The organism is Synechococcus sp. LA31, from assembly GCF_018502385.1.
Taxonomy (GTDB): domain Bacteria; phylum Cyanobacteriota; class Cyanobacteriia; order PCC-6307; family Cyanobiaceae; genus Vulcanococcus.
Genome location: NZ_CP075523.1, coordinates 1,303,960 through 1,318,405 on the forward strand (window position 1 = coordinate 1,303,960; position 14,446 = coordinate 1,318,405).

A 14,446-nucleotide genomic window follows, 5' to 3' on the forward strand; every position below is an offset into this window, starting at 1 on the left:
AGCCGGTGTCTACTGAGACAGAGCCCCCCCTGCAGCTTCAGCTGCTCACGCCGGCGAACTTGGAGGCCTGCCTCAAACTCGACCAAGCAGCCCTGAATGGGTTGTGGAGTCGCCAGCAATGGCAGCGGGAACTGCAAGAAGAGCAGCGCCTCTGCATCGGCTTGCTCGACAACGAAGAGCTACTGGCCGTGGCCTGCGGCTGGTTGGTTGTGGATGAGCTGCAGATCACAGCCGTGGCGGTGACACCCCAACGGCGGCGAGCGGGGCTTGGCTCTCGCGTACTGCAAGGGCTACTCAGCCAAGCCAGCCAACTGGGTGCCAGCCGCGCAACTCTGGAGGTGAGCGCCAGCAACAAGCCAGCCGCTGGGCTCTATGCCCGCAGCGGCTTTGCTACGGCCGGCATCCGTCGCGGTTACTACCGCAATGGCGACGATGCCCTGATCCAATGGATGTCCTTACGGGACACGGAAGGGGTTCGGATTGCCGACCATTCCTGATGCGAACAACCGAAAATGTGCGCAGCTTGAATTGTTGTAATCAGCAGGCCAGATCCCAGGTGCACCAGTGGATCTGGTAGGCCATCCACCTTCACCACACTCACCCGGCCAACCCTGATAAGTTGGGTGTACACGCAACAGGCCCCGCCCATGTTCGAGCGGTTTACCGAGAAGGCCATCAAGGTGATCATGCTGGCCCAAGAGGAGGCTCGCCGCCTGGGTCACAACTTCGTGGGCACCGAGCAGATCCTGCTGGGCCTGATCGGTGAGGGCACCGGCGTGGCGGCCAAGGTGCTCAAGTCGATGGGCGTCAACCTCAAGGACGCCCGCGTCGAGGTGGAAAAGATTATTGGCCGCGGCTCCGGCTTCGTGGCCGTCGAAATCCCCTTCACGCCTCGAGCCAAACGGGTGCTGGAGCTCTCACTCGAAGAGGCCCGTCAACTTGGCCATAACTACATCGGCACCGAACACCTGCTCCTGGGTTTGATCCGCGAGGGTGAGGGCGTGGCAGCCCGGGTGCTCGAAAACCTCGGGGTTGACCTGGCCAAGGTGCGCACACAGGTGATCCGCATGCTCGGCGAAACCGCCGAGGTGGCCGGCGGTGGCGGTGGCGGCAAAGGCTCCACCAAAACACCCACCCTCGATGAATTCGGCAGCAACCTCACCCAACAGGCAGCTGACGGCAAGCTCGATCCCGTGGTGGGTCGCCAACACGAAATTGAGCGTGTGATCCAGATCCTGGGTCGCCGCACCAAAAACAATCCGGTGCTGATCGGCGAACCGGGCGTGGGCAAGACAGCCATTGCCGAAGGTTTGGCGCAGCGCATCAATTCCGGCGATATTCCCGACATCCTGGAAGACAAGCGCGTTCTCACCCTCGACATCGGCCTGCTTGTAGCCGGTACCAAATACCGCGGTGAGTTTGAGGAGCGCCTCAAAAAAATCATGGAGGAGATCCGGGGTGCCGGAAACGTGATCCTCGTGATTGACGAGGTGCACACCTTGATCGGCGCAGGTGCCGCTGAGGGCGCCATCGACGCTGCCAACATCCTCAAACCGGCTCTGGCCCGTGGCGAGTTGCAGTGCATTGGCGCCACCACCCTGGATGAGTACCGCAAGCACATCGAGCGTGATGCAGCCCTGGAGCGCCGCTTCCAGCCGGTGCAGGTGGGCGAACCTTCGGTGGATGACACCATCGAAATTCTGCGGGGCTTGAAGGAGCGCTACGAAGCTCACCACCGCCTCACCATCGCTGACGAAGCGCTTGTGGCGGCCGCAACCCTGGGCGATCGCTACATCTCCGATCGCTTCCTACCCGACAAAGCCATCGATCTGGTTGATGAGGCCGGTAGCCGTGTGCGGTTGATGAACTCCAAGCTGCCCCCTGCAGCCAAGGAGATCGACAAGCAGCTGCGTGCCATTCAGAAAGAAAAGGAAGACGCTGTACGCGAGCAAGACTTCACCAAGGCTGGTGAACTACGCGACAAGGAAGTGGAATTGCGCGATCAGATTCGTTCCATCCTGCAGACCCGCAAGGAGGAGCCCGAAGCCAAGGCATCAGAGGCTGGAGCTGAGGGCGCGACCGACAGCGCTGCTCCTACAGCAACAGCAGTGGTGGAAGCGCCTGTCGATGACCGCTCACCCATGGTGACGGAAGAAGACATCGCCCAAATCGTGGCCTCCTGGACCGGCGTACCGGTCCAGAAGCTCACCGAAAGCGAATCCGCCAAGCTGCTGAATATGGAGGAAACCCTCCACCAGCGCCTGATCGGTCAAGACGAAGCCGTTAAAGCTGTCTCCCGCGCCATTCGCCGGGCTCGGGTTGGACTGAAAAACCCCAATCGCCCGATCGCCAGTTTCATCTTCTCCGGCCCAACCGGCGTTGGTAAAACCGAGCTCACCAAGTCTTTGGCGGCCTACTTCTTCGGTAGCGAAGAGGCAATGATTCGCCTGGACATGTCGGAGTTCATGGAGCGCCACACCGTCAGCAAGCTGATCGGCTCGCCTCCGGGTTATGTGGGCTTCAATGAAGGCGGCCAGCTCACCGAAGCGGTGCGCCGTCGCCCCTACACCGTGGTGCTGTTCGATGAGATTGAAAAGGCCCACCCCGATGTGTTCAATCTGCTGCTGCAACTTCTAGAAGATGGTCGCCTGACCGATTCCAAGGGCCGCACTGTTGATTTCAAGAACACCTTGATCATCATGACCTCGAACATCGGTTCGAAGGTGATTGAAAAGGGTGGCGGCGGTCTCGGCTTTGAATTCTCTGGCACGGACGCGGAGGAAACGAACTACAACCGCATCCGCTCCCTGGTGAACGAAGAGCTGAAGCAATACTTCCGCCCTGAGTTCCTCAACCGTCTCGACGAGATCATCGTCTTCCGTCAGCTCAGCCGCGATGAGGTGAAGGAAATCGCCGAGATCATGCTTAAAGAGGTGTTCAGCCGGATGGAAGAGAAGGGCATCCATCTCTCCGTGACCGATGGCTTCAAGGAACGGCTTGTGGAAGAGGGCTACAACCCCAGCTACGGAGCCCGCCCATTGCGCCGCGCCGTGATGCGCCTGCTGGAAGACTCACTGGCCGAAGAGTTCCTCTCCGGCCGCATCGGCGAAGGCGACAGCGCTGTCGTCGATGTTGACGAGAAGAAGCAAGTGGTAATCCGCAAGCAAGGCGAACTAGCCATGCCCGTACTAGCGGGAGTACCTGGCTGATCGAACAGCCCTCTCGGGTGTGTTCATCTCATCATCCTGGGGCCTGGTGGCAATGCCACCAGGCCCCTTTTGCTGTGGACAGCAAAACTGTCCGCAACATCACAGATGCCGTGAATCGCAAGCCCGTTTACAGTTGGCTCACACTGAGGTGCTCCAGCGATGCAGGTCCTTAGACAGATCGGAGGCGTGCTCCTCAGTGTGGCACTAGCCACCGTCAGCGCGTCAAGCGCACGGGCTTGGACACCGGGTGACGATTTTGACGACAGACATTGCCGAACAGAACGCGATCAAGGAGGCGACACCGTAGATGTCTGCCGCGCCATCTATGGCCGTGGCAAGGTTTATCTTGGCGTGTACTGGGAAGACGGCAGCAGCGTCGTAGGACCATGCTCCACAAGCGATCCAGAACCGATCGAATACAAAGGCATGTCGCAGCGTGATGCCCAGAGCTGGGTCGATAGCTACTGCCGATAAGCCAACAAAAAAGCCACCCTCTCGGGTGGCTTCTCTGTTTCAACGCTCCAATCGGCTGATCAACAGCAGCGATTGGAGCGAGAGCTGGTTGGAGCAAAGAATGTTTTACCTGGCATCGACCTATTTTCTCAGGGGGCTACCCCCCAAATATCGTCGGCGCTGCATCGTTTCACAGCCGAGTTCGAGATGGATCGGAGTGGTTCCAATGCGCCATGGACACCAGGATAGAAAACTTAGGTTAAAAGCTTTCAACTTCTTTGCTCTCAGGTGAACCCTGAGAACTGCATAGGTTACGAGATCGTCTCATGCTGGCTTTCACCAGCACAAGACATTCGCTCTAGAAGACAAAGATCTCGCCTCACATGGAGGCCTGAGAGCTGAGGTTTGGTCAAGCCCTCGGTCTATTAGTACTCCTCTGCTTCACGCATTACTGCGCTTCCACATAGAGCCTATCAACGGGTGTTCTTCCCGTGACCTTACTGGCTTAAGCCATGGGAATACTCATCTTGAGGTGGGCTTCCCACTTAGATGCTTTCAGCGGTTATCCACTCCGCACATGGCTACCCAGCGTTTACCGTTGGCACGATAACTGGTACACCAGAGGTGCGTTCCTCCCGGTCCTCTCGTACTAGGGAGAAATCCTCTCAATATTCCTGCGCATGCACCGGATATGGACCGAACTGTCTCACGACGTTCTGAACCCAGCTCGCGTACCGCTTTAATGGGCGAACAGCCCAACCCTTGGGACCGACTTCAGCCCCAGGTTGCGATGAGCCGACATCGAGGTGCCAAACCTCCCCGTCGATGTGAACTCTTGGGGGAGATCAGCCTGTTATCCCTAGAGTAACTTTTATCCGTTGAGCGACGGCCCTTCCACTCAGAACCGTCGGATCACTAAAGCCGAGTTTCCTCCCTGTTCGACTTGTAGGTCTCACAGTCAAGCTTGCTTCTGCTTTTACACTCGTCGGCTGATTTCCAACCAGCCTGAGCAAACCTTTGCGCGCCTCCGTTACCTTTTAGGAGGCGACCGCCCCAGTCAAACTGCCCACCAGATACTGTCCGGTTCCCGGATGACGGGTAACCGTTAGAACCCTAGCTCGCAAAGAGTGGTATCTCACCAGTGGCTCACCATCACCCACAAGCAATGGATCAAAGCCTCCCACCTATCCTGCGCATTGCGAGCCCGAGCACAATACCAAGCTACAGTAAAGCTTCATAGGGTCTTTCTGTCCGGGTGCACGTAGTCCGCATCTTCACAGACAATTCTATTTCGCCGAGCCTCTCTCCGAGACAGCGCCCAGATCGTTACGCCTTTCGTGCGGGTCGGAACTTACCCGACAAGGAATTTCGCTACCTTAGGACCGTTATAGTTACGGCCGCCGTTCACCGGGGCTTCAGTCGTTAGCTTCGCTTGCGCTGACCAACTTCTTTAACCTTCCGGCACTGGGCAGGCGTCAGCCCCCATACATCGTCTTGCGACTTAGCGGAGACCTGTGTTTTTGGTAAACAGTCGCCTGGGCCTATTCACTGCGACCAGCTCGCGCTGGCACCCCTTCTCCCGAAGTTACGGGGTCATTTTGCCGAGTTCCTTAGAGAGAGTTACCTCGCGCCCCTCGGTATTCTCTACCACCCCACCTGTGTCGGTTTCGGGTACAGGTAATCATGCCTTAACGGGTATAGGGCTTTTCTTGGAAGCTTGACGTCACCAACTTCGCTTCCGTAGAAGCTCGCACTCACGCCTCAGCTCAAGCTGTTTTCACCAGCTCTCAACGCCTCGAACGCTTGGACCGGTAACCAACATCCGGATTGGCTAGCCTTCTCCGTCCCCCTTCCCAAAACATGATCAGTACAGGAATGTTGACCTGTTGTCCATCGACTACGCCTTTCGGCCTCGCCTTAGGTCCTGACTAACCCTCCGCGGACGAGCCTGCCGGAGGAACCCTTAGGGTTTCGGGGAATGGGATTCTCACCCATTTTTTCGCTACTCAAGCCGACATTCTCACTTCCATGCAGTCCACGCCCGCTTACGCTAACGCTTCACCCCACATGGAACGCTCCCCTACCATTAAACAAGTTTAATCCGCAGCTTCGGTACAACACTTAGCCCCGTTCATTTTCGGCGCAGGATCGCTCGACCAGTGAGCTATTACGCACTCCTTTGAGGATGGCTGCTTCTAGGCAAACCTCCTGGTTGTCTGGGCAATCCCACCTCCTTTATCACTTAGTGTTGATTTGGGGACCTTAGCTGGCGGTCTGGGCTGTTTCCCTTTCGACCATGGAGCTTATCCCCCACAGTCTGACTGCCTAGTTACACACAGGGTATTCAGAGTTTGTCTCGATTTGGTACCGCTCTCGCAGCCCGCACCGAAACAGTGGCTTTACCCCCCTGCTGGAGCACTAGACGCTACGCCTCAACGTATTTCGGGGAGAACCAGCTAGCTCCGGGTTCGATTGGCATTTCACCCCTAACCACAGCTCATCCGCTGATTTTTCAACATCAGTCGGTTCGGACCTCCACTTGGTATCACCCAAGCTTCATCCTGGCCATGGTTAGATCACCCGGGTTCGGGTCTATAAACACTGACAATCGCCCTATTCAGACTCGCTTTCGCTATGGCTCCACCATTCCCGGTTTAACCTGCCAGTGCCTATAAGTCGCCGGCTCATTCTTCAACAGGCACACGGTCACCCGATCAGTCGGGCTCCCATTGCTTGTAAGCTCACGGTTTCATGTTCTATTTCACTCCCCTCCCGGGGTTCTTTTCACCTTTCCCTCGCGGTACTGTTGCGCTATCGGTCACACAGGAGTACTTAGCCTTACGAGGTGGTCCTCGCGGATTCACACGGAATTTCACGTGCTCCGTGCTACTCGGGATACAGCTAGCTCAGTTCAGTTTTCGAATACGGGACTTTCACCCTCTGTGGTGCGCCATTCAAACGCTTCTTCTAACATCCCTGATACACGTTGCTGTCCCACAACCCCGATGCTCGAAAGCATCGGTTTAGGCTCTTCCCCGTTCGCTCGCCGCTACTGAGGGAGTCGTTTTTACTTTCCTTTCCTCCAGCTACTAAGATGTTTCAGTTCGCTGGGTTGGCTCGTGCCGCCCTATAGATTCAGGCGGCCGTTCTAGGGGTTGCCCCATTCGGAAATTCCCGGATCAAAGCGTTTTTCCAGCTCCCCGAGACTTATCGCAGGTAAACACGTCCTTCATCGCCTCTGTGTGCCAAGGTATCCACCGTGAGCCCTTTGTAGCTTGACCAAATTTAATCCTCCTAACGCTTCAGGCTGTTGAGGCCTATTCTCTCAAAATTGTCAGCATTGCTGCTACCAATTAAGGATCAGACTCCCTCCGGCTCGGCGCCATCGGAAGAACGCTAGAAGGTCTCGGCTCTCAAAAATAGAATCACGAATCAACTCAAACCTGATAACGATCCATCAATGATGGCTCATCAGACTTGATTGACTCGCCTCTATGAGATGCTTTGTCTTTCCAGACTCACCTATGCAGTTGTCAAGGTTCTGCTGAATCTCATTGAAAAAACCTCTCGCGAGGCTCCTTCGCTGAATTCAGCATCAGGGCAACCATCCTTTGGAATGCTCTGAGGCTGAACTCTGCTCGATCGCTCGAGCTCGTTTGATCAGCGAACAACGTCTACGTCACCTCTCAAGAATTGCTTCCTGGTTGAGGAGTTCAGGTGTTAGTGGAGGTTAGCGGACTCGAACCGCTGACATCCTGCTTGCAAAGCAGGCGCTCTACCAACTGAGCTAAACCCCCAAGACTCATCGCCTCTTCATTGACATGCATCAATGAAAATTAAACTGAGTTTGAATGGGCCATCCTGGACTTGAACCAGGGACCTCACCCTTATCAGGGGTGCGCTCTAACCACCTGAGCTAATGGCCCAGGAAGTGAACCCTCTATGGGGTGACCTAGACAACGTTTAGGAACTAAAAATCAAGAATCAAGCATGAATGACTTGCCGAAACATCTCATTCATCTCAACCTTGAAGTTGAGGTACCGATCGACCTTCGAGATGACAGGATCATGGCCTGAGATTAAAATACTCAGACATCACAATCAGGTATTGTCTCCCTGTTAGGAGGTGATCCAGCCGCACCTTCCGGTACGGCTACCTTGTTACGACTTCACCCCAGTCATCAGCCCCACCTTCGACATCCTCCTCCACAAGGGTTGGAGTAACGGCTTCGGGCGTGGCCAACTTCCATGGTGTGACGGGCGGTGTGTACAAGGCCCGGGAACGTATTCACCGCAGTATGCTGACCTGCGATTACTAGCGATTCCTCCTTCACGTAGGCGAGTTGCAGCCTACGATCTGAACTGAGCCACGGTTTATGGGATTTGCTAGCTCTCGCGAGTTTGCTGCCCTTTGTCCGTAGCATTGTAGTACGTGTGTAGCCCAGGATGTAAGGGGCATGATGACTTGACGTCATCCACACCTTCCTCCGGTTTATCACCGGCGGTCTCGCTAGAGTGCCCAACTAAATGCTGGCAACTAACGACGTGGGTTGCGCTCGTTGCGGGACTTAACCCAACATCTCACGACACGAGCTGACGACAGCCATGCACCACCTGTCTCTGCGTTCCCGAAGGCACTCTCTCGTTTCCAAGAGATTCGCAGGATGTCAAACCCTGGTAAGGTTCTTCGCGTTGCATCGAATTAAACCACATACTCCACCGCTTGTGCGGGCCCCCGTCAATTCCTTTGAGTTTCACACTTGCGTGCGTACTCCCCAGGCGGAACACTTAACGCGTTGGCTACGACACCGGAGGGGTCGATTCCCCCGACACCTAGTGTTCATCGTTTACGGCCAGGACTACAGGGGTATCTAATCCCTTTCGCTCCCCTGGCTTTCGTCCATGAGCGTCAGTTATGGCCCAGCAGAGCGCCTTCGCCACTGGTGTTCTTCCCGATATCTACGCATTTCACCGCTACACCGGGAATTCCCTCTGCCCCTACCACACTCTAGTCTTGCAGTTTCCATTGCTGAAATGGAGTTAAGCTCCACGCTTTAACAACAGACTTACAAAACCGCCTGCGGACGCTTTACGCCCAATAATTCCGGATAACGCTTGCCACTCCCGTATTACCGCGGCTGCTGGCACGGAATTAGCCGTGGCTTATTCATCAAGTACCGTCAGATCTTCTTCCTTGATAAAAGAGGTTTACAGCCCAGAGGCCTTCATCCCTCACGCGGCGTTGCTCCGTCAGGCTTTCGCCCATTGCGGAAAATTCCCCACTGCTGCCTCCCGTAGGAGTCTGGGCCGTGTCTCAGTCCCAGTGTGGCTGATCATCCTCTCAGACCAGCTACTGATCGATGCCTTGGTAGGCTCTTACCCCACCAACTAGCTAATCAGACGCGAGCTCATCCTCAGGCGAAATTCATTTCACCTCGCGGCATATGGGGTATTAGCGGCCGTTTCCAGCCGTTATCCCCCTCCTGAGGGCAGATTCTCACGCGTTACTCACCCGTCCGCCACTAACCCGAAGGTTCGTTCGACTTGCATGTGTTAAGCACGCCGCCAGCGTTCATCCTGAGCCAGGATCAAACTCTCCGTTGTAGTTCAAGTCCTGTTGACTTACCCTCATCAGCAAGCTGCTTCGGTTCATCTCAACTTGAATTGCTCATCACCCACTTCATCCACTGGCGCAGATCAAACAGTTGGAGCCACTTCCTCTGACAGAAGCGTTCAAAGAGTGCAAAAACAAAATTTCTTTCGTCTTGACTTTCCAGGATCTCAGATCCGGTCGTTGCTCCACCCACTGCACACCGACAACAAACGCAGCCGTGAGAGCCACCCTTGTTGTAAAGCAATAGGCTTCTGCAACTAAAATTTTTGACGGGACCTCACACCTTCACTGCTCTTTGCGGCCAACCACTCACAAGCTCAACACCCTCTCGGGTGGTTCCTGTCAGCAGCTGACGCAGTGAAAGCGTCAGTTCCTAAACGTTTCAGTTGTCCAGGTGCTCCAATCACCGCAGCCTTTCGGCTCACCCTCTCAGGTGCCTCCTCTCGGAGTTGGCTCTCGGATCAGCGATCTTTCGACCGCTTGTTGAACCTACATCACCAGAGAAACCGGCTTTCAGTTCGAAGCGGCGTCTCAGCCGCTCTCTGAACCTACAACACCGATCGCTCGGGTCTTCGGTTCCTGCCCAGGCCTTGCGGCTTGCGGGCAGTAGCAAAAGCTACCAGATCGTTGCCCCCCCTGTGAAGCATCAGCTCACCCCGTCGTCGTCAGCCGGATCCAAGGCCATCTCCAGGCTGGAGAGCAGTAGGGCCAGCGCTGCGGCACGGCTGAGATCCGGACCGCAAACCTGCCCTAACCACTGATTGGCGAGGCTCTCCAGATCGGCGAACAACCCCTGGCCAGCCAACAGGCGCTGCATCACTTGATCAACCTGGGCCTCATCGAGCTCCGGCAACGGACCCACCACGTAGCGGCGTCCGTCATCGCCGGTGTAGGTGAGGTTGCCCTCGGTATCGAAAACCGGCACTGCATGGGGAGTGATCGGCTGGTCGTCCATGGGCCCACCCGCTGTTGCATCAGCGTTAGCGCTGCCAGCGACCAGCTGCAACGGCTGCCAGGGTGAAGCGATGCTGCAGTTGCTGCACGAACTGGCCCCTGGCTTGCTGTTGGGCATGGCTCTGGGTCGCAAGGTCCCCCACCTGCCGCAACAGCGATGCAGCCCTGTTCAGCCTGGTGATCACAGGCGGTGGCGAGCCCACAAAAAAGCCGGGAGTGACTCCCGGCTGCGCAACTGGTGCTGTGGAGCACGCTGCTCTCGCTGATCAGCGTGCCCCTCTGGGCCTGGCTCTTGGATCAGTTCACCGTGGCCATGTGACGCATCAGATCGATGCACTTGCAGCTGTAGCCCCACTCGTTGTCGTACCACGACACCAGCTTCATGAACGTGTCGGTGAGGGCGATGCCGGCGCCGGCATCAAACACAGACGTGCAGCTCTCACCGAGGAAGTCATTGGAGACCACATCGTCTTCGGTGTAGCCGAGGATTCCTGCTAGCTCTCCCTCGGAGGCGGCCTTCATGGCGGCTTTCACCTGCTCGTAGGTGGCGGGCTTGGCCAGGTTCACGGTGAGATCCACCACCGAGACATCGGGGGTGGGCACACGGAAGGCCATGCCGGTGAGCTTGCCGTTGAGCTCAGGGATCACCCGGCCTACGGCCTTAGCGGCGCCGGTGGAACTAGGAATGATGTTCTGGCCGGCGCCACGGCCGCCGCGCCAATCTTTCACAGAGGGGCCATCCACCGTTTTCTGGGTGGCGGTGGTGGCATGCACGGTCGTCATCAGACCATTCACGATGCCGAAGTTGTCGTGCAGCACCTTGGCCATGGGGGCCAGGCAGTTGGTGGTGCAGCTGGCGTTGGAGACGATCGGCTGGCCGGCGTAGCTCTTGTGGTTCACGCCCATCACAAAGATGGGGGTGTTGTCTTTCGAGGGGGCGCTCATCACTACACGCTTGGCGCCAGCGTTGAGGTGGGCGCGAGCCGCTTCATCGGTGAGGAAGAAACCGGTGCTCTCCAGCACGTAATCGGCTCCCACGGCTCCCCAGTTGAGGTTGTTGGGATCGCGCTCAGCCGTGATACGGATCGCCTTGCCATTCACCACCAGCTGGCCGTTCTCCACACGTACATCACCCTGGAAGCGCCCATGGGTGGAGTCGTAGCGGAGCATGTAAGCCAGGTACTCCACATCGATGAGGTCGTTAATACCCACAACCTCCACATCCGGCAGGCTGACGGCACGGCGGAAGGCAAGGCGACCGATCCGACCAAAGCCGTTAATGCCGACGCGGATGCTCATCGGAGACCTCCCTGACTAAACGCAAATAATCAGGCCACACCATACGGGCCGACCTTCAGACGGGCAGAGCGCCATCGCGGTCGGAGCGAAAGCGCAGCTCCATGGCCGGCTGGGTGTGGGCAACGAGCTGAATCAGGCGCTCAAACATGGCCAAGGTCTGAGGAGCGCCCTGGCCCATGGGTTCACGACTCATCAGCACCAGCTCCAACACCGGGCCCTCTGCTTTGGCCTGCACATCGGCAAACAGTTGCATGCGCAGCTGCTCTTGCCCCCCGCGCATCAAGGCACTGAGATGGGCCGGCGTGCGGTGATCCACCTCAGCCTGCAACTCCTGCAGCAGGTGTTGCAGCGCATCGATCAACGACGCTGCGCTTGGGGTACCCGAGGGTTTGAACACACTGAGAAAGCGGGCCATGGATCAGCCCTCCTTCTGGCCGGCTTCAAACTGGTCACTGAGCAAACGCCGCTGGTATTCGGCAGCCAGGGCATTGAGGTGGGCTTCGGCCGCCTCGGTCATCTCCTCATCGATCTGATCAAAGGCACGACCTTCAGGCACCGCCATGCCCAGCACCAGGGCCAGGGCATCGAACAAACGAACCTGATCGTTTTGCCAGGCCTGATAGTCGCCGGCCAGATCGGCCAGGTCTTGCTCTTCGAGCTCACCGCGTTCCACATCGGTGCGGAGGTTCTGGATCTGCCCCAACCGGGCTGACGTGATGAGGGCATGAGCCGCTGCGAGGGCTGCCAGGGCATCACAGGCCTCCCGCTTGAGAACGGTCAGGTCGCGGTTGCGCACCGCTTTCTCAATCGACAGGGGTGGTCGCACGCCGGGGAGCTGGCTCATGGCAGCAGGCTGGCGGGGCTCCGCCGGCAGGCTGATGCGCGCTGGGGCCGGGGGAAGAGCCTGCGGAGGCCGCAAGGCGGCGCCCCAGCGCATCAGCGTGTCGGCCAGCCGCGTGCGCCATCCCCGCCTGGACATCACCTGCTCTCGCCACTGCACTCAATCTGACGCCAAACGGGCCCGGCAGACAGGGGGAAAGCCGAAGAATCAGCTGCCACCCACCGAGGCAAGGGCCTGCAGCAACGACACCAGCGCAAAAGCCAGGAACAGTCCGCCGCTCAGCCGGTAGAGCAACTGTTCATTCACTCGGCCTCCGATCCACTTGCCGGCCCCCACCGCCAAGCCGGTCACGAAGGCGTGGCCGGCCAAGGTGCCCGCCAGCAAGCCAGCAAAACTAAACACCTCTGCCGGCGCAGTGGCCAGCACGATGGTGGCGAATTGGGTTCGATCCCCCAGCTCCGCTACAAACACCAAGGCGAAGCATTCCCAGAGCACGGCCAAAGTGCCGCCGCTCTTTTGATCGCGTTCGGCGGCCCTCACCGCTTCTTCGGCCTCTTCTTCTTCCTCACGAGCTGCATCGGCCCCGAGCCCCTGGGCATCCACCAGCAGCTTCAAGCCAAATCCAAGGAACAAAGCCGCAGCCAGCCAGGGCACCAGCCACTGGGGCAGCAGTTCCCGTAATCCATACCCCACCCCAAGCGAGAGCAAGGTGACGGCGGAGAGCGCGGCGAAGGCACCCACAAAGACCAGCCGAGCGCTGTGGCGCACCGCCAGGATCAAAGCCATGAAGAAGGTCTTGTCGCCCAGCTCCGCCAGGGTGATGGCCGTAAGGCTCGACCCGAAAGCCGCCAGGCCCGGATCCGAGGGGAGAGGTGGTGACATACCTGCTGGCGAGGACAGCCGAGCTGCTGCGCCTGCCACTTCTACAGTGGCCTCTTGGCAATTTGGCGCACCTTGGGCAGCACCACCCACCACCACGCAATCGCTCCTGGGGTTGTGCTGCGGGGAGATGGGGCCTGGCAGGAGGCCCTTCCCAAGATCGCGGCCCTCACGAAGCGCCCGCTCCTGCTTGGCAGAAGCAGTGCCACAGCTGGCCTGCGTGAGCAGCTCCGCACCGATCTTCAGGCCCAAGGCCTGGTGGTGACCACCGCAGAGCTTGCTCACGACTGCTGCGAGCGCGACTTGCAGCGTCTGAGACACCACCTGGCCACCCAGGGCTGTGATGCGGTGGTGGCCGCCGGCGGGGGCAAGGTGCTCGATGCCGGCAAATTGCTGGCCCATCGCCATGGGCTGGCCTGCATCACCGTGCCCACCAGCGCCGCGACGTGCGCCGGCTGGACAGCCCTGGCCAACCTCTACACCCCAGAAGGAGCATTCGAGGGTGATGTGGCCCTGGATCGCTGCCCAGACCTGCTGGTGTTTGACCACAACCTGGTGCGCCAGGCGCCAACACGCACCCTGGCCAGCGGCATCGCCGATGCCATGGCCAAGTGGTACGAGGCCTCTGTGAGCAGCGGCGCCAGCAGCGATGGGATGGTGCAGCAAGCGGTGCAGATGGCGCGGGTGCTGCGCGACCAGCTGTTGCTGGAATCGCGCCAGGCGATGGCCGAACCAGGTGGTGCAGCATGGGTGCGGGTGGCGGAAGCCTGCGGGCTCACCGCCGGCCTGATCGGCGGCATTGGCGGAGCGCGCTGCCGCACGGTGGCGGCTCACGCCGTGCACAACGGCCTCACCCAGCTGCAGGCCAGCCATGGCCGCCTGCACGGCGAGAAGGTGGGATTCGGGATCCTGGTGCAGCTGCGGCTGGAAGAAGTCATCGGCAGCCATCAGCTGGCGGGTCAGGCCCGCCGCCAGCTGCTGCCCTTCTTCCAGGAGCTGGGGCTACCCGTGAACTTGGAGGATCTGGGTTTGTCCGAGGCCAGCCTGCCGGAGCTGCAACAGGTGGCCACCTTCGCCTGCCGCCCCGGCTCCGATCTGCATCACCTGCCCTTTGACGTGGAGCCTGCGGATCTGCTGGCGGCCCTCGTGAGCAGCACCACCGCAAGCGAAGCCTTGCGCACCTCCAAGCAGAGCTGA

General features: G+C 58.6%; 8 protein-coding genes, 2 tRNA genes and 3 rRNA genes. 3 read left to right on the forward strand and 10 right to left on the reverse strand.

Annotated features, from left to right (window positions below; all coding sequences use genetic code 11):
- Positions 1–5: 5 nt before the first annotated feature.
- Both rimI and KJJ24_RS07055 read left to right on the forward strand, forming a co-directional pair.
- Complete coding sequence (gene rimI, locus KJJ24_RS07050) at positions 6–497, forward strand: ribosomal protein S18-alanine N-acetyltransferase (protein WP_371811798.1); 492 nt, start codon at positions 6–8, stop codon at positions 495–497.
- A gap of 150 nt (positions 498–647) precedes the next feature.
- Positions 648–3,209, forward strand: coding sequence for an ATP-dependent Clp protease ATP-binding subunit (locus tag KJJ24_RS07055; protein ID WP_214342961.1), 2,562 nt, complete (start codon positions 648–650; stop codon positions 3,207–3,209).
- A 581-nt stretch (positions 3,210–3,790) separates the two neighbouring features.
- On the opposite strand, the gene rrf is transcribed toward KJJ24_RS07055, so the two are convergent.
- The 10 genes from rrf to KJJ24_RS07105 all read right to left on the reverse strand — a co-directional run bounded on the left by rrf (position 3,791) and on the right by KJJ24_RS07105 (position 13,252).
- Positions 3,791–3,907, reverse strand: a 5S ribosomal RNA gene (gene rrf, locus KJJ24_RS07060).
- Between the two features lie 160 nt (positions 3,908–4,067).
- Positions 4,068–6,943, reverse strand: a 23S ribosomal RNA gene (locus tag KJJ24_RS07065).
- A gap of 443 nt (positions 6,944–7,386) precedes the next feature.
- Positions 7,387–7,459: transfer RNA gene (locus KJJ24_RS07070), tRNA-Ala, on the reverse strand.
- Positions 7,460–7,514: 55 nt separating this feature from the next.
- Positions 7,515–7,588, reverse strand: a tRNA-Ile gene (locus KJJ24_RS07075).
- A 193-nt stretch (positions 7,589–7,781) separates the two neighbouring features.
- Positions 7,782–9,266 (reverse strand): 16S ribosomal RNA (locus KJJ24_RS07080).
- The 16S, 23S and 5S rRNA genes sit together here with 2 tRNA genes alongside, the layout of an rRNA operon.
- A 656-nt stretch (positions 9,267–9,922) precedes the next feature.
- Positions 9,923–10,231: a hypothetical protein gene (locus KJJ24_RS07085; RefSeq protein WP_214342964.1), complete on the reverse strand. Its 309-nt coding sequence runs from the start codon at positions 10,229–10,231 to the stop codon at positions 9,923–9,925.
- Positions 10,232–10,527: 296 nt separating this feature from the next.
- Positions 10,528–11,529: a type I glyceraldehyde-3-phosphate dehydrogenase gene (gap, locus tag KJJ24_RS07090; RefSeq protein ID WP_214342966.1), complete on the reverse strand. Its 1,002-nt coding sequence runs from the start codon at positions 11,527–11,529 to the stop codon at positions 10,528–10,530.
- Positions 11,530–11,584: 55 nt separating this feature from the next.
- Positions 11,585–11,944, reverse strand: coding sequence for a hypothetical protein (locus KJJ24_RS07095; protein WP_214342967.1), 360 nt, complete (start codon positions 11,942–11,944; stop codon positions 11,585–11,587).
- Positions 11,945–11,947: 3 nt separating this feature from the next.
- Positions 11,948–12,508, reverse strand: coding sequence for a hypothetical protein (locus KJJ24_RS07100; protein WP_214342969.1), 561 nt, complete (start codon positions 12,506–12,508; stop codon positions 11,948–11,950).
- Positions 12,509–12,577: 69 nt separating this feature from the next.
- Entirely contained in the window at positions 12,578–13,252 is a 675-nt protein-coding gene (locus KJJ24_RS07105) for a TMEM165/GDT1 family protein (protein WP_214342971.1), read from the reverse strand.
- A 72-nt stretch (positions 13,253–13,324) separates the two neighbouring features.
- Between KJJ24_RS07105 and KJJ24_RS07110 the strand changes: the two genes are divergently transcribed.
- Positions 13,325–14,446, forward strand: a complete 1,122-nt coding sequence (locus tag KJJ24_RS07110; protein ID WP_214342973.1) for an iron-containing alcohol dehydrogenase family protein — start codon at positions 13,325–13,327, stop codon at positions 14,444–14,446.

Bases quoted from the DNA above. Each gene is read 5' to 3' on its own strand.
- KJJ24_RS07105 (WP_214342971.1), bottom strand. From the start codon at position 13,252: ATGTCACCACCTCTCCCCTCGGATCCGGGCCTGGCGGCTTTCGGGTCG.
- KJJ24_RS07055 (WP_214342961.1), top strand. From the start codon at position 648: ATGTTCGAGCGGTTTACCGAGAAGGCCATCAAGGTGATCATGCTGGCC.
- KJJ24_RS07095 (WP_214342967.1), bottom strand. From the start codon at position 11,944: ATGGCCCGCTTTCTCAGTGTGTTCAAACCCTCGGGTACCCCAAGCGCA.
- KJJ24_RS07085 (WP_214342964.1), bottom strand. From the start codon at position 10,231: ATGGACGACCAGCCGATCACTCCCCATGCAGTGCCGGTTTTCGATACC.
- KJJ24_RS07100 (WP_214342969.1), bottom strand. From the start codon at position 12,508: ATGTCCAGGCGGGGATGGCGCACGCGGCTGGCCGACACGCTGATGCGC.
- gap (WP_214342966.1), bottom strand. From the start codon at position 11,529: ATGAGCATCCGCGTCGGCATTAACGGCTTTGGTCGGATCGGTCGCCTT.